We start from the raw sequence: 22,105 nt of genomic DNA, 5'->3' as shown, positions 1-22,105 counted from the left end.
CTTATTTAGCGGGTTTAGTTCCAAACTCTTTTTCGTACAGGGCTGCAAACTTCTCAAAGTTCTCCTGCTCCATAGCCTCCAGCGCCTCGGGAGCCTTTGCCTGGAAATCCTCCCAAGTCCATTGCGAGCGATCCTCACCAGCTTCCGGGGCTGAGTTCTTACCTCCTGCGCCTTGCAGCTGATCGGTGATGCTTGCCCTTACCGGCATCTTGCCAATGATGTTCTTCACTGACTCGAAACCTTCATCGGACTGTGCCAGGGTTTCATACAATGGCTTCTGCTCTGCGATGATGCGGCCATCCTTTACGGCTGCTTCCAACAAATCAGTGACCTGTTGCTTGCGTTGTGCTGTCACGGCCTCTTTCATCTCATCAAGCTGGGCGGATAGTTCCGTCACCTTTGCCTGAAGACCTGAAGTGTGCGCCACCAACTGAGAGACCATCTGGTCTTCATCCGTTGCGGTGACAGACGATACACCAAGTGCCAAAATACTTGCCTTCGTAGTGTCTTTCATCGTGTGTTCTTCGTCTTCTTCTTCCTGTAATAAACTGTTCTCAAATACAGCATCGATACTCATGTTTGCCGTCCCTAGGTTTTCCGGCAGTTGCACTTTCGAGGATGTGGAGATTACCTCTGTGATAATCCCCAGGTCTTTACATTCCTGAGCCGTGAGCCAATGGTCTTCGCCATCCATCATTTTCTTGATCTTCTCCACGGCCTCTGGAGGGATGACCTCCAGGTAGTGCTCAAACAGGCTCTCTGTTATTTTATCGAGCAGGTCTGCTGTTTTCCTAATTTGTTTTGCGTTGCCTCTTGTATAAGTGAGTGCCTCGTGAATCATCTGGTAAGTGTTACGAGGCATATACACCTCGTCACACGCCAGAATTACGATGGTCGCCATACTGGCTACTATCCCGTCCACATAAGCTATCACCTTCATATCGACGTTGCGGATCGCATTGAACATTGCCAACCCCTCCATTACGTCACCACCATTGCAATGCAGGTGCAGATGCATCTCATCATGCTCCTCCGCCAGTTGATCCAGGAACTCATTGAAGCTTCGGGCATTGTTTCTTCCCCACTCAGAGATATCTCCATAGAATCTCACTTTCACTACTCCGTTCCCTTTTGCTATGATCTTCATTCCTGGTTCATTCTGTTTTCGTTTTGACAATCGCTATGGTGGCAATAAGTACCTATCCCATCGAACCGGTGAGAACATTGCAGAAATTTGACACATGTTTGCGCCATCTCGTCACATGTTTGTAACGGGATGAGGTTTTCTATGCTCATTGCTAAAAAAAGGAAGACCATGACAGCAAGTGAGAAAAAGAAGGCGATGGCCGAGAGGCTATTTATCAATGATGGGGAAAGCACGCAGAAGATTGCCGAGTTCATGGGCGTGACGGAGCGAACCATCCAACGATGGGTAAAGGAAGGGGATTGGCAAAAGAGACGTGAGCTCCTGCTTTCTGCACCCCATAAAATCAAGGAGTACCTGGACAAGATGATCCTGGACTCCATGAAAGAGGACTCGGACTCAGGCGCACTGGCAAAGAAGGCGGACGCCATCAACAAGATGGTCAGTGCCAGGGAAAAGATGGGCGACAAGATCACGGCCAATACGGTCGTATCTGTTTTCAAGGAGTTCAATCACTTCCTGATAGAAATCGATAATCAATTTGCGGCACAGCTCACCAAGTACGAGATGCAGTTTGTGCAGCACAAGGCAGAGCTAGAGGTATAATAGGATGACGGATAAGCAATATGAGAAGCTCCTAAGGGAATTCAGGGAGCATTGTGAGCGGGTAGAGAAGACTACTGCAGTAGATTTAAATGAGACCGTAAGGGAGAAGGTCAAGCGGATCGAGTGGCTGGAAAAAGATTATGTCCGATGGTTTGAATACTATTTCCCGGACTATGCAAAAAGCCCTTGCGCCCCTTTCCACAGGAAGGCAGCCAATCTGCTTGTCAAGTACCCAGTTATACAATTGCTCCTGGAGTGGTTCCGTGGGGCGGCAAAGTCGGTGCATGTGTGTATGGGAATTCCTTTATTCCTGATGGTGAAAAAGGAATTGAAGTTCATGCTTCTGATTGGTGAAAATGAAGCCAAAGCCAAGAAGCTTCTTTCCGATATACAGGCACAGTTGCAGTTTAACCAACGCTTTGCCAATGACTACGGTAAGATGTATCAGCATGGAGATTGGGCTGATGGCAACTTTATGACCACGACGGGTGTGCATTTCTACGCCTTGGGATTGGGGCAATCCCCCCGTGGTGTTCGTAATGGATCGCAACGCCCTGACTACATCGTATGCGATGACCTGGACACAAAGGAGCGTTGTAAAAATCCTAAGCGTGTACGGGAAGCTGTGGAATGGATACAAAAGGACTTGTGGGGATGTTTTGATGAAGGGCGTGAGCGTTTCGTCATGGCAAACAACCGTATTCACAAGAACTCTATTCTTGCCAATATGGTCAAGCATCACGACCAGACAATCAAGCTTTGCAAGGAGGAAGGTTTTAAGATCACCAATTTCCATCTCAGGGTCAATGCCCTGGATAAAAATGGTGAACCAACATGGCCTGCCAAATATACCAAGGCGTACTGGAAGGAGAAGTTTACCAAGCTGGGCTATCGTGCTGCACAAGGGGAATATATGAACAACCCCATTGAGGACGGCAAGATCTTTAAAAGGGAATGGATACAATACACCAAACCTTTGTCCCTGAGGAAATATGATGCCTTGGTGATCTATGGGGACTTATCCTACAAGAAGTCGGGGGACTTCAAGGCCTTGAAGCTTTGGGGAAAGACCGGTAGGCAGCTTCACCAGTTGCACTGTTTTGTACGGCAGGCATCAAGGAAAGAGGCTGCCGAATGGCTGTATGATCTATATGAGGACCATAACCTACAGGGTGCTTCCATACATTATTATATAGAAGGCCTTTTTGCCATGGATGAATTTGTCCATGAGTTTGACGAGGTGGGTGATGATCGGGGATATTATATCCCAATAGTAGCGGACAAGGGAAGGAAAGACAACAAGTTTACCCGTATCGAGGCGATTGCTCCTTACTGGGAACGCAGGAACGTCTTTTACTCTGAAAAGTTGAAAGATACCTCGGACCATATGGCAGACCTCGACCAACTTCTTGCCTTCGAGGAAGGGAGCGGCGCTCCTGATGATGCGCCCGATGCAGACCATGGCGCCATCTCCAAGCTAAATGAATTTACCGCCAAGCAACGCTTCAAGCCGAGGCTTGGCAAGAGAAAACCTAAACGAGACATATAATGATACGATACTTGATTCCTTCCGACTACAATATGCAGCTGCAGTCCGAGATCAGGACTTTCCTGCACGGAACCTCTGACACCCGCATGCTGCAAAGTGAATCGGCGGCACTTTCCCAGGTGAAGTCTTACCTGATGGGAAGGTATGATGTAGCAAAGGTGTTCCCGAAACTATTCCTGTTTCAGGATGGGGTGAGCTACAGTGCCGAGGACTACTGCTTTTTCAAGGGAGAACTGGAAGATGACACTGCCTACAAGGTATACCGCTGCCTGCAGGATACCGCAGGTGAAACACCCTTGGATACGGACTACTGGGAAGAGGATGATCCAAGGGATTCCTTGGTGGTGATGTATTCGATTGATATTGCCTTGTACCACGCCTATTCTGCCTTTGCGATGGGAGATGTTCCCGCACATCGAAAGCAGCGTTTTGACGAGGCGATGGAATGGCTTGCCGGTGTTGCCCAGGGACAGATCGAGGCAGACCTTCCCCGGAAGGAGATCACCGAAGGAAACCCGTTTATATCCCTTCGGTACGGCTCTCACCTTCGGGAAGACCACAGGTATTAAGATACACTGTTTAAACACTGTTTAAATTCGCTCAGAATCGACGATCATATGAAAAGCAATAAATCATACCACAAAAGGAGTAGAAGCCGTCAGAAGGGAAATTACAAGGTCATTGCCGCAGGCGGGCAAAATGGCTTTGAGCGCAAGAACAACAAGTCGGTACTTGCCAAGTTACAGCAAGGTTACAGGGATCGCTCCCGCAAGGATATCCGCAAGTGGCGGGATGCCCTGCAGCAAGCCGAGTATCCTGAGCAAAGCGACCGCACCGCCTTGATCCATCTTTACGAGGAAATCAAGTTGGATACACACCTGCATGCCCAGCTGCAGCTGCGTCAGGAGTCCACCCTTTCACGCCGTTTCTACCTGTCCAGGGATGGGCAAAAAGACGAGGATGCTACGAAGCTGTTGCAACACCCTGTTATCCGAAAGTTTATGAAGCTGCTGCTCGATACCCTTTTTGATGGGGATGTGGTGCTGGAGATTGAAGGCATTGCCGACGGCATGATTACCGGCATTCAGGAGATCCCCAGGGAAAACACGGATTGCAGAAAGAAACGTATCTACCTGTCAGAAGATCGCAGGAGCTATATCGATTACAGCGAATCGGCATACAAGCCGTGGGTCATTGAGGTCAGGTCTCCTTATGGACTGGGACTCCTCAATAAGGTAGCTCCCCATATCATCTGGAAGCGCAACAGCTTGCAAGCCTGGGCGGAATACTCCGATATCTTCGGTATCCCGTTTCGCCATGCGACCACCAATAGCAAGGATGAAAAGGAGATCGACCAGATTGAGGAGATGCTGCGTGAGATGGGCAGTGCTGCCTATGGCGTGTTCCCACTCGGTACAGAGGTGAAGATCGAGGGAGGCAATACGCCAGACGCTTACCGCATCTTTGACAAGATGGTGGACCGTGCCAATTCCGAGGTCAGCAAGGCGATTAACTCCGTAACGATGCTTTCTGACAACGGCTCCAGCAAGTCCCAGTCTGAAGTGCATGAACGCATGCAAGGGCGTATCATGGCCAGTGATGGGCATTTTGTAGCGGAAATCATCAATACCCAGCTTTTACCGCTACTGGTGCAGCACGGCATTCTATCGGAGGGTTACACCTTCCAATGGGACAATACAGAGAAGCTGGGCAAGGACAAGCAATGGGAGATTGTGCAGAAGCTTCTGGAGACGCACGATATTCCGGACGAATGGATTAGCGACACCTTTAATATCCCTATTGAGGGAAGGAAGCCGGTAAATTTTAATAAGGGGACTGAGCCTGTCGCTTCTGCTCAGTCCCCGGGGATCATAGCCATGATTCAGAAGCCGGACTACCCAGCGCCTTGCTGTGGGGAGATTGAAGCCATGCAAACCAGCCGATTATTGAAAGCCCTGGAGAAAGGGATGATCGATAAGGTGGCAGGTGGTGGTGAAGCTCCTGTGTGGCAGATGGGCGCAGAGCTTGCCCGTATCCTTTTTGAAGGACTGCAGGAAGGCTGGAGTAAGCGACTGACAGCGGTAGAGAACGTGTATAATGCCATTGATCACCGTGAACTGACGGCTATGGAGATGAATATCTTTCATTTCTCTTTTGCCAAGAGCAATGCGGCACTGATGGAATTGAACAACCTTTTGGTCAATGAGGATGGCACGATCAAGACCTTGCAACAGTTCGAAGCAGAGGCAGAGCATCTTCTGGAGGAGTACAACCGTAACTGGCTGCGTACCGAGTACAACCGTGCAAGAGCCGTCGGGCAAAATGCCGCCGCCTATCATCAATTCTTTGAGAAGGAGGAAAAGGAAGCATTCCCCTATGTACAATACCAAACGGTAGGAGACAACCGGGTAAGGGAGAAACACGCCAAGCTGGACGGCATGGTCTTCCTGAAAGATGACACCAGTTGGCGCAAGTTCTTGCCGCCCAATGGGTGGGGTTGCCGTTGTGAGATTATCACCTATCTGGGAGGCACACCGCCCAAGGTTTCCAAGGGAACGGACATTATCCGGGAGCTGGGCAGTGAGGAATATGATCGCCTGAAGAAAGGAAGGTTCGATGTGAACTACGCCGATCAGCAGGAGGTGTTCTCTGCCAATGAACGCTATCTGAAGGACTGGGATATTGCCAAGAGTGTCAAGGGAGTGGACGCCAGTACGCTAAGGCTAAAGCCCTATGCTGACCTGAGAAAGAAGCGTAAAAACATCCCGTGGGATACTGCTGTCACGGAAAAGAATGCCCTTGACCTATTCAAGGAAGGTAAGGATATGAAGGAAATGCCTTTCAAGGATTACCAGGGAAGGGTGATCAAGCTGACCAAAAAAGCCTTTGAAGCACATATGGACCCAAAGGGAAAAGACAGCAAGAAGTATTTCAAGGAGCCACAAAAACGGCATCAACTGTTTTCGCTCATCCCTGAGGTACTGTCAAAACCCGATGAGCTTTGGGTACAGCCCTATAATAAAGGTGTGCTGTTCAACTACCGCTACCTGAAGCTTTACCAGGATACGGTGATGGTGGTGGAGGTGAAGTATGATGAGAAAAAGGGCTTGTCGATTGGAACCTGGTATCCAGCCTATAGCCAGCAACGCAGCATTGATAAGGAAATCAGGGTCGGTATTCCTTTGCTGTCGGCAAAAAAATAAGGTCTCCAGAAGGAGACCCTAAGCGGGTCCAGTTGCCCGTCCTCGGGTTAATCTATCCTCAGGGGATAGCCGCACCGGTATTCCTGGCGTCACGTACCGCTAAGTGTTGCGCCATTATTGCCGGACTGTAGCAACCATATAAAGATACGAAATTCACTGTAAAAAGATGCATTATGTCAAAGAACAGGGTACAGGTCATCCTTGAACTGAAAGACCGATTGAGTAGCGGCCTGAAGAAGGCACGCTCTGCCGTGGGTGACACCGTAGGCAAGGTAAAGGGCAAGCTTGCCGACCTGAAGGAGAGCCACCAGAAGGCATTTGGTGCGATGAAAGACCAAATACCGGGCTTTGCCTCCGCCATTGAACTGCTCTCCAATCCGTATGCCCTTGCAGCGGCTGCCGCCGTCGCCTTGGGGCTGGCTGTGTTTAAGCTGGGATCACACCTCTCTGACCTGAGCAAGGAGGTCAAGAAGGTACAAATGGATGTACGGGCCACCATGGGCCTTACCGGGGATGCACTCAAGGAGGCGACCGCCAACGTGCAAGCCCTGGAGAACAGGTATGAGGTAGGCCGCCGGGAGATTATCGATGCCGGCAATGCCATGGTCAGGGAACTGGGGGTATCCCATAAGGAAGCATTTAACCTGATTGAAAATGCCATGATCGCTACCAATGGCGCACTCGACATTGACCAGGTGAAAGAGTATTCCGTGCAAATGAAAGCCGTTGGACTGAATGCAGACCAAACCATGGGGCTGCTCACCAAGGCATTCAAGGAAGGGGTATACCAGGACAAGGCGATTGACTCCCTGAAAGAGGCGAATATCCGACTGCAGGAAATGCCCAAGGCTACGGCTGAGGCGGTCACGGGACTGGGCCTGAATGTTGCCAAGCTGCAAACCGGACTGAAGACCGGTACACTATCCACCATGGATGCGGTGCGTATGGTTTCCGAGCAACTGGGCAAGGTGGACAAGCAGGTACAGCAAACCGCCATAGCGAACATATTTGGAGCAGCAGGCGAAGACGCCGGGAAAACGTGGCTTCTGGGACTCTCCAAGGCAGAACTGAGCATGAGTAATATGGTGGACCTGCAGGACCCTTATATCAAGAAGCAGAAGGAACGGTTGGGACTTGAAAAGCAGCTCTCCCTGAAGGTGCAGGCGTTTTCCGATGATGTCAACGGGCTAACCTCCTACTTTGAGGTACTGGGAATGAAAGCCAAGATCGTGTTTTATGATACGGTGGGAAAGGCGATCACCTACATCAAGGAGAACCTTTTTTGGGTGTGGGATATTCTCAAAACCAACCTTATGCCCGCTTTTATAGCGATTAAGGTCGTACTTGCAGGTCTTAAATACACCTGGGACGGCATCCTGAATGCAATTACCCTGGTAAGCTCTGCCGTGATTGGCTTGCGCAGGCTCTTTGGCTGGCTTGGCAAGAAGGTCACAGAGTTTTTCCACTGGGTGTATGAGGTAACGGGCGCACGCTCATTCCTGCACGACCTGTTCGGGTTGGATGAGAAAGACTCCATTAGCAATACGATCAAGGAGTTGTTTGACGAGGTGACGATACGCTTTGAAGCGCTTTCCAAGGTGGCGCAAACTGCCTTCAAGGGGATCAACCATGCCTTGAGGGGGGATTTTTCAGAGGCAAAACAGTCCTACAATAGCATCAAGTCACAACTGTCGGACATCTTCTCCGAGGGCTATGTGCAGCGCCGAAAGGCTGCCATGGGCGTACAGGAGGAGATCAAGAAGCCTGCAGCGGCAGTGACCACCAAGACGGCACAGTACCTATCTACCGGCACACTGCCTGCAGGAGATGGCAGTACTACCTCCTCCAGTACCTCGATTGGTCAGGGAGCCAAGGCGGCAAGGAACATCATTATCAATGCCGATATGAAGCAGACGGGTGATATCAACCTTTATCAGGATGCCAGCCAAGGCAGAACTGCCGAGGACTTTATGAGCGAATGGCAGGACATGATAGCACGTACCCTTAACGATTACACAAGAGCTTACGGATAATGGATATCAAAGGAATACAGGGAGTCTTGAACTCCCTAAACAATATGGATAAGGTGGCTCGTCAGGTTCCTACGATTGTAGGGCAGACGGCCACCAACTTCTACAAGGAGCGTTTCCGACACCAAAACTGGGTGGATACCGGCACAGAGCCATGGAAACCCCGCAAGCAAAACACCTGGACAAAACAGAATAACCGGGGCAAGGCAATCCTGGTACAGTCCGGTGCATTGAAGCGGTCGATACGGGTGATCAGCAAGAGCAGTAAGCGGGTGGTGGTAGGATCGGTCAATATCCCTTATGCCGAGGTGCATAATGAGGGGTATCGTGGACCCGTAAAGCAGCGGGTAAAGTCCTTCAGGAGAAAGGCACATACCCGAACCCTTTCCAATGGGGAAGTAAGGGGCTTCTTACCCCAGCAGGTAAAAGCGCACTCCAGAACCTTGCATGTCAACATTCCCAAACGTCAATATATGGGAGGCAGTAAAGTATTGGACCGACGTATCGAGCGCATGATTATTCACAGAATCATTAAAGCAAGCAAATAATGTTACCCATTTTCACAGCGATTAAAGAGCGTTTAAACAGTGTTTCCGCAAAGTTTAACGCCGCAGGGTTTCCTGCAGTAAAACATGTAGACCTGGACAAGGGACAGTACCTGCAGCCGGAACTGCATGAGATCTTCCCGTTGCCCGCCGTCTTTTACAGCTCTACGGTAGACTGGAGCACCACCCCCGGCAATGTGCAGAAAGGAACGGCTATCATAGAAACCGTCATCGTCCTGCAGAGTAGTGCCAGCGCCGCCTATGGGAGCAGCACCCTGCAGGAAGCGGAAAAGGTACTTGCCTATCATAGCCAGGTACACAAATATTTACAGGGGCTAAAAGGTGTTTGTTTCACATCATTGAAACGCCTTAGAAGTGGAGACGTACCGGTAGCTGCAGGATTCTATGCCTATGCCACGACATACCAATGTGAAGTAACTGACAGCAGCACTCATCTATTAAGTGATTATGTGGAGGAGACTATGGATGATGTAGTCGTTACCCGTAAGCCCCTAGAACCTTACGCCCCCAAAGAAGAGACAGGTTTTATCGTGGATGATGTGGGATAAATGAGGAAATATGGCTAATTTTAGGTACTAAAACCCCTTTTTCATATGAATGCACTATCAAGTAGAACAATCAATTACCAACTGAGATACCATGCCATACAGGAACAGTTTTACCACAAGTACAATATCGAGCGCAAGCGTATTGATGATGTATTTGAGGAACTGGAGCAGGAGTTTTATATCAAGGAGCGTTCGATCAAGCGTATCCTGTCACTGAAGCTGATCAGCAAGGAGCAGCTCAGTAATGCCCAAAGACGTCGCTTTTTGAAACATGCTTAAAACTACTTATACTTGTATATGGCATATATGATCAAATCTCCGCAGAACAAGAAGCCTGCCGCCCCTAAAAAGCCGCAGGCTTCCTTGTCTTTACACTTGCAGACTTCCCCCCTGCATGTGGCGCTCCTCGATGGCAACCTCACCCAGGTCATCGAAATGCAGTACGAACTCAAGCTAATAGAAGCTAAGCAAGGCGTGTCCATTGCCAAGATCCGAAAGGAAGACCCGGCAATCTCCAAGGCACTTTTGCACAAGGCACTGGAGTCCGTACTGAATGCATACAATATCAAGAACAAGCCCGACACCCCTGAACATTATCTTGATATCATCTATATGATACAGTCCAAGTATTATTATATGAGTATAGAAGAGGTGCTGTACTGCTTTCGCAATGTAAAGCAGGGCAAGTATGGCAAGCTCTACAACCGCATAGGACTGGATACGGTATCGGAATGGCTGGAGCGGTACGATGTAGAAGAACGCACACCCCACTCGGTTACTTCCCAGGTGAATACCAATAATGAGCATAAAAGTGGCTTTAAGCCGCTGGAAGGTGAGATGATAGACATCTACCGGCAGTTTAAGTCTGGTAAGTCTGCCTACCATGTTTCGGAGGAGAGTCGAAAGAAGAAGAGTAACCAGGAAGAGCAATACCGCCGTTATCGACAGCAGTATATGGTCAAGAAGATTCAGGAACAATCATAAGCCCCCTATATGGAGGGCTTTTTTATAGACACCTTATAAAAGAATACAAAACATGAATAACGATAAGCTAATATTTATATCCTCCTTATTTGCCGCCGTGAGTGATCTGTATGATGACTTTGTGCAATACTCAAAGAGCCTTGACAAGTCCTATGAGTTCTGGACCGATAAAGAATGTGGTGGATTGGAATACCGTGGAAATGTTTTGGCAATGGAAGCTTCCTATTCGTATTGCAGTATGCACGTACCTATTAATACGGTCAGGAAAGTGAAAAGGACGCCAGCAAACGCCCAGTATAAGATGAGCGTTACCTTTTATCTTGAGGATGACTTATTGAACAGCAAAAGGAGGGTAGTATCCATCGCTGTCAATTCCAATATCACCTACAAGCAAGTATTCAATAGGGTGATCAAGGCTGTTGATAAAATTGAGGACTTTATCGCCGTAGAAAGCGTAAGAGGAATAGATCTCAATGATCTCTTGAAATAAAGAAAGCCCCTTACCAAGTTAGGTAAGGGGCTTTTTATTAATCTTCTACATCATCTTCCTCAACAATCCACTCATACGTGCCGTCTTTCAGCTTTCTATAATCCTTCCTGCAATTAGGGTGTATTTCAAAAAAGAGCTCGTAACTTTCTTCTTCTTTACCCCTCAGATCAATTTGTTTGACCTCCTCTCCATTCTTGTAAGCATAGATTCCTGAGTACTCACCAGGGCATTCATCCACATACTTGACCTCGAACTCAACTTCTGGATACATTTTTGAAAGTTGGGCTATCACCTTGTAGGGGCTAATCCAGGCGGTTTCGAAATAGATAGCATTGTCCTGCCCATCTACAAGATACTGGTTGTAAGCATTCCACTTTGTTCCCCAATGTTCTTTTGACCACTCATACCAAGATGCATGCCCATACTTTTCTTGGTTGGATTGTCTAGTTAGGGCAATCTCCACATACTTCTTTCTACTTTGCTCATCCATATCAGTAAGCACCCTTTGTGTTACTAAAATGAGTTTTAAACTCAATTGATCATTTCCAAAAAGTACATCTTGAATATTCATTGAGTAAGACTCCTCATCTATAAATAGTGACTCAGGCATTCTGATAATCTTATTGAAATCAATGATACCTTGTTCACCATTGATCGCTTCCAGTACTTCAGACAGTTGATCGTCTGTTCCTTTTATCTCTAATCTATTTGTGATATTGTTTGGCATTTGTTTCAGGTTTATGAATTGTACGATCTTATTTTAAGGCTTTCTGAAGAGTTGGCACCTACCGGCTTCTGCACCTGCTCCTTAACCCCTTCCCGGTATCCGTCACCCTCGGCTCTGTGGTTCCTCTTGATTTTTCGAGGGTTGAAGTGGTCAAACTCTTTTTGTCTGATATAGACCTCAAGAGGATCAACTTCTACCAATCCGGTTTCCTCTGCAGAGTGTACCACCCGCTTAGGAATAAGGTGATGGATGTTTTGGTAAACTCCCGTTACCCAACCCAGTGCAAAGCTGTCTTTCATGGCTGTTTTACGTGCTCTTTTTGCCTTACTATTGCTCTTATAATCATTTCGGGCTTTGGTCAACTTCTTATACAGCACATCAAAGGTATAGCAGCAAATCGAGTAGTACGGGTCTTTGCCGTAAAAGACGGGATAGACATGGTAAATAGGCTTGTCATCATATAGCCCGTACTGAATCTTCGTTTGCCAGTATACTCCGCACTGGAAAAGCTGGGCGATCATATTGGCAAGATGTACCGAATACTGGTTGGGCTTTCTGGACTTCATGCCCTTCTCGGTAATCTGCTCCTCTATATCCAGCACCTGCAGGTCATCCATCTGTATGCCATGCTTATCCATTAGCTCCCTGCAGCGTTGGAGTGCCAGTGCTGCCTCATGCTGCTCCGTGCTCTTGGAGAGGGCGAGCAGCTTCTTGATCTTACCGATTACGGGGTTATTAGGCTTCTTCTTCATAATAGCAGATATAGTATTTGAGTCCTTTTTCATGATCATAACCATGCTCCAGGTTATGCTGGTTGCCGTTGACGGTAATCTTGATCTTGTTGCCATCAAGCTTTATTTCTGACTTGAAATCCTTGATAGAGCGTTTTACCGCTGTGGGATTGATCGTGAATTCCGGTTTCAGCATCACCTCGTAGGTTTCCTCAAAACTCTCCATGCCGTCCATCCATGCGCTGATCACTGCCGGCTCCTCCAGTACCTCATGCTCAAACTCTATGGCATTGAAATATTCCCTTTCCCCAAAATACTTTATGATGCGTTTCTGCAGATCGATCTGGTCGCATCGGTCTACCCCGTGATCCTCATTGAAGATGTCCTCAATAAAGCGTTGGCTAAATTTTAGGTGAAGCTCCGTGTAGTAGTAGCTATCTTCACGGGGTCTTAGTTTCAGGAAAGCTTCCTTGAAGTACAAAGCCTCTATGGCCTTTCTAGTTTCTTCCTTTACTACGATCTTATAGCCCTTTTCCTTCTCTGCCTTGATAATCAGACAGCCCTTATCCAGTCGCTTGATTGGTGCTCCTGTGGCATTCGTCACACTAAAGGAGTCAGACACATGCTTTGTCTGTAGTACGACTTCCTTCTTTTCGGTCTTGAATAACCCGATTGCATCCACTACGCCCCCGTCAACAATACAGTCTTTCAGGTAAGCTACATAAAGGTCTCCTCCCTTGATTCTGGGGTGCGTCTGGCTTCTGTACAGGTGTTTTGCCACTTCCTGGGACTGTACCTGAAAACGTTCTTCCGTGTTCTCAAAAATGCTTTCGCATAGCTGGTACATCTCGTTGTACGTGAAATTCTTACCACCGTCTCCATCGGAGAAATGGTACTTCTTTCCATCCTTGAAAGGCTTTAAAAGATACGACAGAAGGTATTTCTCATCTTCTGTCCCTACAAAGATCTCTTGCTCTGATAGGATCAACTTCTCTTCGTTGATTTTACTACCTACCTGGTGCATGGTGATCTTTTCTAACTTAACGTTACTTAGGTCGATCATTTTAAACAGTAATTAAAGGGTGATTAAATTAATAATGCTGCATGACTATTTACAGCTGCTTTTATTGCCGCATAATGCTGTTGCGTTGGAAAGTCCCATTCATCATGATTCCATCCGAATACAACCTTATACCTTTTATCAGATAATATTTGATAGACTCTCCAATCATCAGATATGTGGGCAATTGCTTTCAGTTCAAATTCGTGAAACTCTAATGGGTACTTCTCCATCAAAGCATCAATACATTTAAACCACATTTCCACTAGAGATAAATCAACTTCTTCTTCATCTGAGAAGCTTACCACTCCATTTGATTCCAAATGCTCTATACCTCTGTACATAAGGATATCATCTTGCAATAGACTTAAAAAATGAACAGGTTGAGATTCCCAGGCACTGAACAAGTCTTTAACTTCCAGTCCTGCTATATCCTTGAGTGTTACATTTTTCACCCCTTCAAAGTGGTAAACGTGACCACAGTGGTCTCCTGTTACTATAAGCCTGTTTCGCTCCAATATCCACTTCTGGCTGTCTGTGAAATGACTTTCTGGATTCTCTCCTGAAAATTGATACACCTTAATTTCAGGTGTTTGAATCAAGATTTCCAGATTAAAATTGCTGTACTGCTGTATCAGGTATTCCATACTTGTTCTCATAAAGCGTAAGAGTAAAAAAGGGTATAAAATAAGCCTCCCCGAGCAATCGAGGAGGCCGTATAAACTTAGGATGCTTGCCCGAATATCTGGGGCATCACCTTGATCGCTTCCTCAATAGTGCCATAAATGCAAGATTCTGACACGTATCTGGTTTCTGGGCCATGGCAGTATCCTACCGTGTAGCCCAATTCTGCCTGTTGGTCTTCATCAGCCGCTTCAAAGAGCGAAATGTTGTTGATTTCCCCTTTGAAAACCATATCAGCTACGACTACGAATACTTTTTGTCCAATGAAAAACTTGTTTTTAATCATCGCTTAAACTCTTTATTAGGTATGGTATTAAAAAAACTTGCGGAGCTTGTCCAGGTGCTCCAAGAACTCTTGTCGGATTTCCGGTTCCAGATCGTTAGACTTTAGAAGGGTATGGTACAGGTCCATGACAATATCCTTCGGTATCGGCACTTGCTCAGTATCCTGTACGAAGCGGTACTGCTCCAGCCATTTCTTTACTCTCTTGGATTGTGGCGAGTTGACAATCTGTGAAATCTTGATTGCCCCGTTCCTGGTCCAAAGGGTTGCCTGCTGAAAGCCTTGCTCCGTAGGGATGCGGGTCTGTGTCCAGTCTTCTCCCTCAAAGATCTTGTCCTGGTTGCGGTGCTTGATCGTGCGTACCATCGGTTTCTTGATGTCCAGTACCCTTGCCAGTTCCTTGTTTGAGATCAGGAAATGTTCCTCCTCAGAATCCCCTTGAAAAAATGTGATGTTTAAACCCTCACTGATTTTTAATGTTAGCTCTTTCATTTTTAATTAATTGTTTACGATAAATAGTATTGGGAATTACCCTTTTGACGCTTTGGAGATGCCCAATGTCACCAAGACACTGTCCAGCTCCTTGTTGACTTTCGCTCTCTCGATATTGTCACGCATCATTTCGAATTGATTCACCAATCCTACCAATTCCCCGGTATTGCGATAGGCATTGAAGGCCTTGCGCAGGTAGGAATACTTCTTGAACCAGCCGTTCAGCTTGGGCCAGTTCACTTGCTCCTGCCGCTCATCCTTCGCAAACCCTATCTCCAGTGCTATACGTATGCATTTGGCTCTCATCTTACGCTCGCTCTTTCCCCAGGTGTTTGCCTGATTCTGCATCGTTTTCAGCATTTGCCATGCCTGCTCCTCAGGCAACTCCCTCTTGCTGGTAGTCTCTTCTCCCGAATACTGCCAGATCAAGTCTTCCTGTGCTTCCTTGTCTAGCCCCAAGCTTTTGCTCAGGGCCATGAAAGTTTTGATCTGTCCGGTGGTCATGAGATGTCCTCTTCTTTCACTTCGATAAAGAATGCCTCATCCTGCTTGATCTCCAGTCCGTAGACGGCAATGTCCTCCTGAATCTTTGCCGGATTGTCTCGGTAGCCCTCCAGGATTGCTGACTTGTTCAGCTTGACTTCCCTGGAGAAATAGGCGGCATCATCGTGGCTGACGATACTCTCGAGTGCCTTCTTCATGGTCCATGCCTTGCCGTCATCATCCTTGCGACCCCTGATGACCGATACTTTTGGGGGATGGGTACGGAACCCTACAGCCGCATGCGCCCAGCTCTCAGTCCTTACCAAGTCGAAGTTGTGTTTGTTTGCCTCTGCCCATACCTGTACTACTTTTCCAGATGCATCCATTGCTGCCTTCAGCTGGGTAAAGCGAGGGGAGTACTCCTCACGGATCGCCGCCAGTCGCTGCTCCATTTCTGCCTCTTGTGCTTTCAATTCGTAATATGCCTCTGCATATTTCTGATGCTGTGCAACAGCCTCCTCTTTAGAGGGCAATGCCGAAACGGTATTTGTTGCTCTTCGTTTCACCATAATCGTTTTTAAGTTAAGTATTAATAAAATAAACTATCGAATATATTGAGGATACAGAGAGTTGAGCAGGTGGCCGTCCATCGGCTCCCCCGTCTCCTTGCTGTATTTCAATGCTCCTTTGACTACTCGGGAAAGGCTGCCAAAATTGCGTGTATTCTTGAACAACCAGTTCTTCACGCTATTGACCGTGATGCCTAATCCTCTGCATACCATAGACACATCTTCCAGTGTCATGTCATTCATGAAGGTCCATGTTCCCTCGAAACGGCGTTCGATCTGTGGGAAATGCTTCTTCATGCGTCCTGCCTTGCGGGTGATATCCTGCTGGATATTCATGCCTGCCAGTACAATACCGGCACGGTGCTCCAAGTCATCGTAGATCGCCTTCAGTGCTCCCCAGGAACCGTCCCTCAGGTTTTCTGCCTCGTCGATAATGATCAGGGGCTTATCCATGTTCATCACCTTGCGGCAAATCTCCCGACGCAGCTTGTAACGGCTTCCCCCCACCGATACGCCTACCTTTCTGCCCAGCTCCTCGATCACATCCTTTACGGACATATCATCCGTCACCTTGATATAGTAGGTCTCGTTGGGGTTCTTTCTCACGTAGCTCTCCAGACTGTAGGTCTTTCCTGCTCCCGTGTACCCGTCAATGCCACGAGGTTCCCTGTACTCCCTGGCTTCCATGCACGCCAGGCGGATTGCCTTGTAGTTTTCCGTGTCAAAATGCTGCCAGTAGCTTTGCTGAATCTCATAGCCTACCGCAAGGGCAAGCTTGTTGAAAGTAGCATCTTTTATAGCCACTGCCTTTCCTCCTGAGTTTGGAAAGCTGTTCCACTCACCTTTCAAGATATAGGTGATGTAGGCTGACGATACCCCAGCACTTTTGCTTAGGGCATTTTGCGAGACGTTCTTTTGGTCCATGTAGTCACGGATTGCCTCGCTGATCTCAAATTTCTGCTTCTCAGAAATCGTGTTCATAGTATTCAAGCGTTTTAAAAGGTTTGTAATTGGTTTTTCCCAGAGCCATCCAAGAATCACCTTTCCTCTTTACGCCTTGAGATATTGAGCTGTGACAGGGAGGGGGATCGAACCCCTCAGTATCCTCATGCCTGTCGTAATGGGCAGGCCGGCGGCATCGCCCCCGGCTTGCACCAGCAAAAGGGTGTGCCGTCTAATCGAGATCGACCTGGTCGCCTCGATCCAGCATCTGCAGCTTCCGCTCTCGTATTGACCGCTGCCTGTCGGCAAGGCGGTCCCGATCGTCCTGAGCCATAGGAGCGTCGGGGATGCGAACACCAGCCACCCGCTGGCTATCTTCAAACATCCTGGAGAGGGCGGCTGCCTCGGCACTCTGCTGATACTCTTTGTGCTTTCTTCTGCCCCGTGTAAATGGAAGGGTCACTTCCCCAAGGTCTATTTCTTGCTCAAACAGTTCCTGTATTTCTGCATTCTCTTCCTCTACCTGCTTGCGCATATCGTCCCTGCGCTTGATCTGCTTGCCAAGGCTCTCCTTGGTTTCTTCCGTCTGCTCTGCCCATCCCTTTGCCGTTTTGCCTTTCTCCTCAAAGTCCTCGATGAAACGATCATAGTCGGGATTGTCTGGGTGCTTGGGATCGTAGTTGTAGACCTGTATGTATTCCGGGCAATCATCATCATAGTAGAGCACTACCTTACCCTTGTTTCGGTCATCGATGTACTTGGCCATCTCGTAAAAGTTGTCTGCCGCATACAAACGCTGCTTACCGTCCACCGTAAAACTGATTTCTCCACGGTTGACCTTAACGGGCTTGGAACGGAGTCTGTTGGCACGTAACGCCATTTCCTGATCGACCTGTTCACAGAGGGGGTTGATATCTTCATGGAATGCCTGCATGCGGCTTCTTCCACAGTCCAACACCTCACTATTATAGGCTTCGATCTCCTCAATTACTGCCCTGATCACCTCCTCACGGGTCATCAAATTGTCCTCCTTTGGGAAGTAGTCCGGGTTGGGACGTAGCGTCCCCTGACTGGTGATATTCTCACCGACCCATCCCTCGTAAGACGAAAAACGCTGCTCGATAATACGCACCATTCCCTCTGCAGGGTTCTGCTGTGAGTTACCCACCTTGATAGGGGAGTCTTTCTCAAAAACCACCTCTACCAGTTGTCTTGTCAGGTGATTATTGAAGGCAGAACCGTTGTCACGGATCAGCTCCAGTCCCCTATGGTAGCCAGAAACCTTCCATGCCATTTTAACGGCACGGCGTGCAGCATCCCCTGTTTCCGTATCCGAGATATGAAAACCGATCACGGCTGAAGTATGGTGATCCGAAAGAAAAACCATGTTGAGTCTTTTACGGGTAACGCAACGTCCCCGCTCATTGTAGAATTTATAGTAGATGCCCAGTACGCCACCATCCATAGACACGATGGACAAGGATTTCTTGGAGCGCAGAGCGGAAATGTACGGGCTATAGTGGTCATTGAATGCCTTATAGCCTTCTCGCTCACGGGCAGTAAGTATGCGTGTAGAAAGGCGGTTCAAGAAGCCTTTCATGGTGGTGAATCCACGGGGCGACATCTTGCGATCCTCGCAGATGGACTCATATATACTGTATACCGTTTCCTTTGTGTATTTGGCAGAACGACCATAATTCTCCCACAACCCTATCCAGATGATCTCATGCTCTGTCATGCCTACCTGCCCAATGACCGTACCCTTGCGGTGGCGGTTCTTGTACTGCCCGTGCACCAGGAGCATGCGGCGGTCGCTCTCCTTGGTCTCCATAAACTGGGAGAACTTGCGGGCGAAAGCACGGGGGTTGGAGATGTCCAGCCCGGTAAATGCCTGTGGATTGCTATCTTTTGCCTGTTGTATCATCGCAATAATTGCCTTGCGGAAATCGGTTATATTATTAATTGCCTGAAAAGTATCAGCTACCTTTTGCTTGTCGGTAAAGTCTGCACACATTTTCAATAATGTGTAAGACCTTCCCATCTCAACCGCCTTGCGGTCGGTAATGCCTTTGTATTCCTGCTGCAGTGCCTTGTAGAAGTTCATGTCTTCATACGTGCTGTAGGACTTGAGCAGTTCCTGAAGCTTCGCCTCGTCATAGGCCCTTTGTGCTTCTTCCTGTTCTTTTAGCAGCCTTTGTGCCTCCAGCTCCTGCCATGCTTGCCAGTCGCTGATCAGCTGCTGCTCCTCGGGAAGCTTGTATTTTTTAGCCGTTCTTCCCGGAATGCTTTTGTAAAGTATTTCCTTCTTTCTCTTGTCCTGGAGAGAGGGACGGTTTACCCATGTTTTTATGATACCTTGTCGGTTTCTACTACATCCGGAATTGATACTTTGAAATGGAACCTTAATATTTTCAAGGTAATTCCAACTCACCCAAAGCCCTTCCTCGTCCAGTATAAAATTATTGTATTCTTCCATACCCTTTTGCTTTTGTGGTTTCTCACTGGCGGAAGCGGTTTGGGTGGCTCTGTCTTCCTGATACGCAGTGGAGAAATCCGTTTTGAATAATTGCTCAAAATCTCAAGCGCAAAAGTTAAGGTGCTTCCTTAGCTTTTAGCTGGCCGTCAGTAACTCTTCTACTGACAGGTCAATGTTTTGTTGTCTCTTCTTGGCGATTGCTGAGGCACATTCCAAGATCAGGCGGTTTGGGTAGCCACCGTTTAGTGTGCGGTATACAGTGCTTCTGGATACTCCTGTGATTTGGGCGATGATTTTCTTATCGCCTCTTTTTAGGTGTTTTGTGATACTTTTTAGTTCCATTGTCTTATTTTTATGATTCATAAAGTTTTACTGAAATACTTTGTGTGTCTTTATGTATCACAATAATGAAGATAAATATCCAAACTTCAAAATAAACGTGGATAATTATCTATAATTTTTTTCATAATGTTTATCGAAAGACTATCTCAGTTTATTGAAAATGAAGGTATTAGTATAAGATCTTTTGAAAAAGAAATTAATGCTAGTAGCGGAATGATAAGCAAAGCTATTAGACAAAAGTCTGGAATACACAGTAAATGGCTTGAAGAAATCGTGGATAAATATCCACAACTAAATCCTACTTGGTTATTAACTGGTAAGGGAAGTATGCTATTGGAAAATGAGCGTAAAGAAGTTAAAACCATTAATGACCCTCACGAAAATGATGTATTAGTGCCCGTCTATAATATAGAAGCCTCTGCAGGAATTGGCTTTTTAAATGGCAGTGAGTATATCATGGATCAAATCAAGATTCCTTTTGCTGAGAAAGGAGATGTTGCTATTTCCATTAATGGGGATAGTATGTATCCCGTGATTGACGATGGAGATCTGGCAGTTATCCGACAGTTTCCATTCCATGATTATGTGATGTATGGGAATATCTATGTGATTGTAACCGATGAGGCTTCTTTCTGTAAGGTTATTAAGAAGAGTGATAACCCAGAGACACTATTGATGAGAAGTCTAAACAAGGAATACGAAGACTTTGAAATCCCAATAAGGCTTATTCGATATGTATATCTGGTGGTGGGGGTAGTGCGTATGAAGAAGTTTATCTAATGCACAACTAATTTTAGTGAATTATGCACAACTAATTTTTACGAACCTTCGTTTTTTGTATCAATAGACAGGTCGGTGCAAATATTTTGGTTGTGCATTCTGTATTATTGATAATAAATAACCTAAAAGCCGTTACACAAACCCCATCGATCGCCACTATACTTCTCTAGAATCAACAGCTATGCAACGGGCTTCTGCCAGGGTAAATTATGATAACCTATTTTTGGCAATCTTTGATAACCTAATCGCTGGATATCTTCATTATTAATACAAGAGAGCTTATTCCGTAAAAAAGCTTAGGTTATCATTAGCTGATGCACGACTAATTCTGGACAATTATGTACGACTAATTTTTTCAGACCTTTGATTCTGGTATCGGTAGGGGTGTTGGGTGGGATATTTTAGTCGTGCATACAGCAGGGCAAATAAAAAGCCACCCAGGGGGCGGCCTCTTACAATTAGTTATGTCACTAACTAAATACGTAAACAATTATAATTCGCTTCACTACATAAATATAGCAGTGGGGAAAATTTTCCTATATATATAAGGTGTGGGTACTACAGGATCTCCATCTCTCCAGGCTTTACGTCAGAGGTTCTGATGATCTTCATGCCCATATACTTGCGTATTACGCCCATAGAAGAGGTAAAGGCATAGTCATGCGCTCCTTGTATGGCTTTAAAGTCCTGGTAGTTGATGAGCAGTCTGGTTGGGGGCTGTCCTCTGTGCTCCTGCTTCCATTCGTGGTATAGCTGGACAATCTTGTTACTTACTTCCTCGTAGTTGCTCTGAGGGTATTCTGTGGTATGAGAATGATCGATCATACGAAAACTGTTTAAAAGGTTCTTAAAAGCCTTAATATATGCATTTAAACACCCTTTAAACGACAAAATCCGACAAAACCAACCGAAAAACGACAGAAATACGACGCCATCCGACACGATACGACAAGCGGCACATTTTGAAATAAAATTAGGTGTACATTCTTTTTGGAAGGAAAACAGCTCTCTTGCTATCGTGAGCCAACATTTTTAGTACCTTTACCTCCATGAACCAACTACACCTATATGTCACAATTTATACTACCCCCCTTATATTCATCAAATATCAATTTGAGATAACTCATTTTTTTATAGGTAGAACCTATCGCGCTTTTACCTGCTCACCGCTTTATCTGTCCCTGTAATCATCAAGGAATAATCCTGTGGGCTTTTTTCCATAGCTGGAGATGGAGTATTCTTTTTCATTGCATTAATCGAATAAACGGCAGCGATAACCAATAACAAGAGTATGAGCTTGGATGTGTTATTCATGTTGGAAGTATACTTTTTCTATAAGCCTTATTTTTTAGTAACTGAGCTTTCGCTCAGTTAATCTTTGGATAAAACATAATTATCCTGAGGAGAGTACTCAAG

General features: G+C 46.7%; 25 protein-coding genes. 11 read left to right on the top strand and 14 right to left on the bottom strand.

What is annotated here, in order from left to right:
- Position 1: 1 nt before the first annotated feature.
- Positions 2-1,147: a head maturation protease, ClpP-related gene (locus ABD985_RS03760; RefSeq protein WP_345369326.1), complete on the bottom strand. Its 1,146-nt coding sequence runs from the start codon at positions 1,145-1,147 to the stop codon at positions 2-4.
- Positions 1,148-1,315: 168 nt separating this feature from the next.
- Here ABD985_RS03760 and ABD985_RS03755 point away from each other — a divergent pair, with 168 nt between their 5' ends.
- The 10 genes from ABD985_RS03755 (at position 1,316) to ABD985_RS03710 (ending at position 11,120) form a co-directional block, all read left to right on the top strand.
- Complete coding sequence (locus tag ABD985_RS03755; RefSeq protein ID WP_345369325.1) at positions 1,316-1,750, top strand: helix-turn-helix domain-containing protein; 435 nt, start codon at positions 1,316-1,318, stop codon at positions 1,748-1,750.
- Between the two features lie 4 nt (positions 1,751-1,754).
- On the top strand, positions 1,755-3,299 hold the full coding sequence (locus tag ABD985_RS03750; protein ID WP_345369324.1) for a hypothetical protein: 1,545 nt from the start codon (positions 1,755-1,757) through the stop codon (positions 3,297-3,299).
- The gene (locus ABD985_RS03745) at positions 3,299-3,868 is read left to right on the top strand and encodes a phage protein Gp36 family protein (RefSeq protein ID WP_345369323.1); all 570 of its coding nucleotides are present in this window, start codon (positions 3,299-3,301) and stop codon (positions 3,866-3,868) included. Before ABD985_RS03750 ends, ABD985_RS03745 begins: the two co-directional genes overlap by 1 nt.
- A gap of 48 nt (positions 3,869-3,916) precedes the next feature.
- Complete coding sequence (locus tag ABD985_RS03740) at positions 3,917-6,502, top strand: phage portal protein family protein (protein WP_345369322.1); 2,586 nt, start codon at positions 3,917-3,919, stop codon at positions 6,500-6,502.
- A gap of 173 nt (positions 6,503-6,675) precedes the next feature.
- Positions 6,676-8,535: a phage tail tape measure protein gene (locus tag ABD985_RS03735; RefSeq protein ID WP_345369321.1), complete on the top strand. Its 1,860-nt coding sequence runs from the start codon at positions 6,676-6,678 to the stop codon at positions 8,533-8,535.
- Positions 8,535-9,080, top strand: a complete 546-nt coding sequence (locus ABD985_RS03730; RefSeq protein WP_345369319.1) for a phage virion morphogenesis family protein — start codon at positions 8,535-8,537, stop codon at positions 9,078-9,080. Before ABD985_RS03735 ends, ABD985_RS03730 begins: the two co-directional genes overlap by 1 nt.
- Positions 9,080-9,646, top strand: a complete 567-nt coding sequence (locus tag ABD985_RS03725) for a hypothetical protein (RefSeq protein ID WP_345369317.1) — start codon at positions 9,080-9,082, stop codon at positions 9,644-9,646. The genes ABD985_RS03730 and ABD985_RS03725 overlap by 1 nt, the downstream gene beginning before the upstream one ends.
- A 45-nt stretch (positions 9,647-9,691) precedes the next feature.
- The gene (locus ABD985_RS03720; protein WP_345369316.1) at positions 9,692-9,925 is read left to right on the top strand and encodes a hypothetical protein; all 234 of its coding nucleotides are present in this window, start codon (positions 9,692-9,694) and stop codon (positions 9,923-9,925) included.
- 18 nt (positions 9,926-9,943) lie between these two features.
- Positions 9,944-10,630, top strand: coding sequence for a hypothetical protein (locus ABD985_RS03715; RefSeq protein ID WP_345369314.1), 687 nt, complete (start codon positions 9,944-9,946; stop codon positions 10,628-10,630).
- Positions 10,631-10,682: 52 nt separating this feature from the next.
- Positions 10,683-11,120, top strand: a complete 438-nt coding sequence (locus tag ABD985_RS03710; protein WP_345369312.1) for a hypothetical protein — start codon at positions 10,683-10,685, stop codon at positions 11,118-11,120.
- 37 nt (positions 11,121-11,157) lie between these two features.
- Here ABD985_RS03710 and ABD985_RS03705 read toward each other — a convergent pair whose 3' ends face one another.
- The 11 genes from ABD985_RS03705 to ABD985_RS03655 form a co-directional block, all read right to left on the bottom strand.
- Positions 11,158-11,847, bottom strand: coding sequence for a DUF1281 family ferredoxin-like fold protein (locus ABD985_RS03705; protein WP_345369310.1), 690 nt, complete (start codon positions 11,845-11,847; stop codon positions 11,158-11,160).
- An 11-nt stretch (positions 11,848-11,858) separates the two neighbouring features.
- The gene (locus ABD985_RS03700; RefSeq protein WP_345369308.1) at positions 11,859-12,599 is read right to left on the bottom strand and encodes a DUF2786 domain-containing protein; all 741 of its coding nucleotides are present in this window, start codon (positions 12,597-12,599) and stop codon (positions 11,859-11,861) included.
- Positions 12,583-13,641: a nucleoid-associated protein gene (locus tag ABD985_RS03695; protein WP_345369306.1), complete on the bottom strand. Its 1,059-nt coding sequence runs from the start codon at positions 13,639-13,641 to the stop codon at positions 12,583-12,585. Before ABD985_RS03695 ends, ABD985_RS03700 begins: the two co-directional genes overlap by 17 nt.
- A 23-nt stretch (positions 13,642-13,664) precedes the next feature.
- Positions 13,665-14,297 carry a hypothetical protein gene (locus ABD985_RS03690; protein ID WP_345369304.1) on the bottom strand — a complete coding sequence of 211 codons (633 nt, stop codon included), beginning with the start codon at positions 14,295-14,297 and terminating at the stop codon, positions 13,665-13,667.
- A 65-nt stretch (positions 14,298-14,362) separates the two neighbouring features.
- Positions 14,363-14,608, bottom strand: coding sequence for a hypothetical protein (locus ABD985_RS03685; RefSeq protein ID WP_345369302.1), 246 nt, complete (start codon positions 14,606-14,608; stop codon positions 14,363-14,365).
- Between the two features lie 27 nt (positions 14,609-14,635).
- Positions 14,636-15,097 (bottom strand): hypothetical protein, encoded by a 462-nt coding sequence (locus ABD985_RS03680; RefSeq protein WP_345369300.1) that lies wholly within the window; start codon positions 15,095-15,097, stop codon positions 14,636-14,638.
- 36 nt (positions 15,098-15,133) lie between these two features.
- The gene (locus tag ABD985_RS03675) at positions 15,134-15,574 is read right to left on the bottom strand and encodes a hypothetical protein (RefSeq protein ID WP_345369299.1); all 441 of its coding nucleotides are present in this window, start codon (positions 15,572-15,574) and stop codon (positions 15,134-15,136) included.
- A 23-nt stretch (positions 15,575-15,597) separates the two neighbouring features.
- Positions 15,598-16,149, bottom strand: coding sequence for a host-nuclease inhibitor Gam family protein (locus tag ABD985_RS03670; protein WP_345369297.1), 552 nt, complete (start codon positions 16,147-16,149; stop codon positions 15,598-15,600).
- A 33-nt stretch (positions 16,150-16,182) separates the two neighbouring features.
- Positions 16,183-17,130, bottom strand: a complete 948-nt coding sequence (locus tag ABD985_RS03665) for an AAA family ATPase (protein ID WP_345369296.1) — start codon at positions 17,128-17,130, stop codon at positions 16,183-16,185.
- Positions 17,131-17,323: 193 nt separating this feature from the next.
- Entirely contained in the window at positions 17,324-19,567 is a 2,244-nt protein-coding gene (locus tag ABD985_RS03660) for a hypothetical protein (protein ID WP_345369295.1), read from the bottom strand.
- A gap of 135 nt (positions 19,568-19,702) precedes the next feature.
- A complete protein-coding gene (locus ABD985_RS03655; RefSeq protein WP_345369294.1) occupies positions 19,703-19,930 on the bottom strand; it encodes a hypothetical protein in 228 nt (75 codons plus the stop codon).
- Positions 19,931-20,122: 192 nt separating this feature from the next.
- Here ABD985_RS03655 and ABD985_RS03650 point away from each other — a divergent pair, with 192 nt between their 5' ends.
- The gene (locus tag ABD985_RS03650) at positions 20,123-20,689 is read left to right on the top strand and encodes a S24 family peptidase (protein ID WP_345369293.1); all 567 of its coding nucleotides are present in this window, start codon (positions 20,123-20,125) and stop codon (positions 20,687-20,689) included.
- A gap of 558 nt (positions 20,690-21,247) precedes the next feature.
- Here ABD985_RS03650 and ABD985_RS03645 read toward each other — a convergent pair.
- The gene (locus ABD985_RS03645; RefSeq protein ID WP_345369291.1) at positions 21,248-21,514 is read right to left on the bottom strand and encodes a hypothetical protein; all 267 of its coding nucleotides are present in this window, start codon (positions 21,512-21,514) and stop codon (positions 21,248-21,250) included.
- A 330-nt stretch (positions 21,515-21,844) separates the two neighbouring features.
- Positions 21,845-22,003: a hypothetical protein gene (locus tag ABD985_RS03640; RefSeq protein WP_345369288.1), complete on the bottom strand. Its 159-nt coding sequence runs from the start codon at positions 22,001-22,003 to the stop codon at positions 21,845-21,847.
- Positions 22,004-22,105: the final 102 nt, after the last annotated feature.

The sequence above is a fragment of the Algivirga pacifica genome, assembly GCF_039543525.1.
Lineage (GTDB): Bacteria > Bacteroidota > Bacteroidia > Cytophagales > Flammeovirgaceae > Algivirga > Algivirga pacifica.
Note: the sequence above shows the minus strand (reverse complement) of the source record. Positions and strands in the feature narration are given on the sequence as shown.

Coding starts and splice junctions, on each gene's coding strand:
- ABD985_RS03760 (WP_345369326.1), bottom strand. CDS start 1,147: ATGAAGATCATAGCAAAAGGGAACGGAGTAGTGAAAGTGAGATTCTAT.
- ABD985_RS03755 (WP_345369325.1), top strand. CDS start 1,316: ATGACAGCAAGTGAGAAAAAGAAGGCGATGGCCGAGAGGCTATTTATC.
- ABD985_RS03750 (WP_345369324.1), top strand. CDS start 1,755: ATGACGGATAAGCAATATGAGAAGCTCCTAAGGGAATTCAGGGAGCAT.
- ABD985_RS03745 (WP_345369323.1), top strand. CDS start 3,299: ATGATACGATACTTGATTCCTTCCGACTACAATATGCAGCTGCAGTCC.
- ABD985_RS03740 (WP_345369322.1), top strand. CDS start 3,917: ATGAAAAGCAATAAATCATACCACAAAAGGAGTAGAAGCCGTCAGAAG.
- ABD985_RS03735 (WP_345369321.1), top strand. CDS start 6,676: ATGTCAAAGAACAGGGTACAGGTCATCCTTGAACTGAAAGACCGATTG.
- ABD985_RS03730 (WP_345369319.1), top strand. CDS start 8,535: ATGGATATCAAAGGAATACAGGGAGTCTTGAACTCCCTAAACAATATG.
- ABD985_RS03725 (WP_345369317.1), top strand. CDS start 9,080: ATGTTACCCATTTTCACAGCGATTAAAGAGCGTTTAAACAGTGTTTCC.
- ABD985_RS03720 (WP_345369316.1), top strand. CDS start 9,692: ATGAATGCACTATCAAGTAGAACAATCAATTACCAACTGAGATACCAT.
- ABD985_RS03715 (WP_345369314.1), top strand. CDS start 9,944: ATGGCATATATGATCAAATCTCCGCAGAACAAGAAGCCTGCCGCCCCT.
- ABD985_RS03710 (WP_345369312.1), top strand. CDS start 10,683: ATGAATAACGATAAGCTAATATTTATATCCTCCTTATTTGCCGCCGTG.
- ABD985_RS03705 (WP_345369310.1), bottom strand. CDS start 11,847: ATGCCAAACAATATCACAAATAGATTAGAGATAAAAGGAACAGACGAT.
- ABD985_RS03700 (WP_345369308.1), bottom strand. CDS start 12,599: ATGAAGAAGAAGCCTAATAACCCCGTAATCGGTAAGATCAAGAAGCTG.
- ABD985_RS03695 (WP_345369306.1), bottom strand. CDS start 13,641: ATGATCGACCTAAGTAACGTTAAGTTAGAAAAGATCACCATGCACCAG.
- ABD985_RS03690 (WP_345369304.1), bottom strand. CDS start 14,297: ATGAGAACAAGTATGGAATACCTGATACAGCAGTACAGCAATTTTAAT.
- ABD985_RS03685 (WP_345369302.1), bottom strand. CDS start 14,608: ATGATTAAAAACAAGTTTTTCATTGGACAAAAAGTATTCGTAGTCGTA.
- ABD985_RS03680 (WP_345369300.1), bottom strand. CDS start 15,097: ATGAAAGAGCTAACATTAAAAATCAGTGAGGGTTTAAACATCACATTT.
- ABD985_RS03675 (WP_345369299.1), bottom strand. CDS start 15,574: ATGGCCCTGAGCAAAAGCTTGGGGCTAGACAAGGAAGCACAGGAAGAC.
- ABD985_RS03670 (WP_345369297.1), bottom strand. CDS start 16,149: ATGGTGAAACGAAGAGCAACAAATACCGTTTCGGCATTGCCCTCTAAA.
- ABD985_RS03665 (WP_345369296.1), bottom strand. CDS start 17,130: ATGAACACGATTTCTGAGAAGCAGAAATTTGAGATCAGCGAGGCAATC.
- ABD985_RS03660 (WP_345369295.1), bottom strand. CDS start 19,567: ATGGAAGAATACAATAATTTTATACTGGACGAGGAAGGGCTTTGGGTG.
- ABD985_RS03655 (WP_345369294.1), bottom strand. CDS start 19,930: ATGAATCATAAAAATAAGACAATGGAACTAAAAAGTATCACAAAACAC.
- ABD985_RS03650 (WP_345369293.1), top strand. CDS start 20,123: ATGATAAGCAAAGCTATTAGACAAAAGTCTGGAATACACAGTAAATGG.
- ABD985_RS03645 (WP_345369291.1), bottom strand. CDS start 21,514: ATGATCGATCATTCTCATACCACAGAATACCCTCAGAGCAACTACGAG.
- ABD985_RS03640 (WP_345369288.1), bottom strand. CDS start 22,003: ATGAATAACACATCCAAGCTCATACTCTTGTTATTGGTTATCGCTGCC.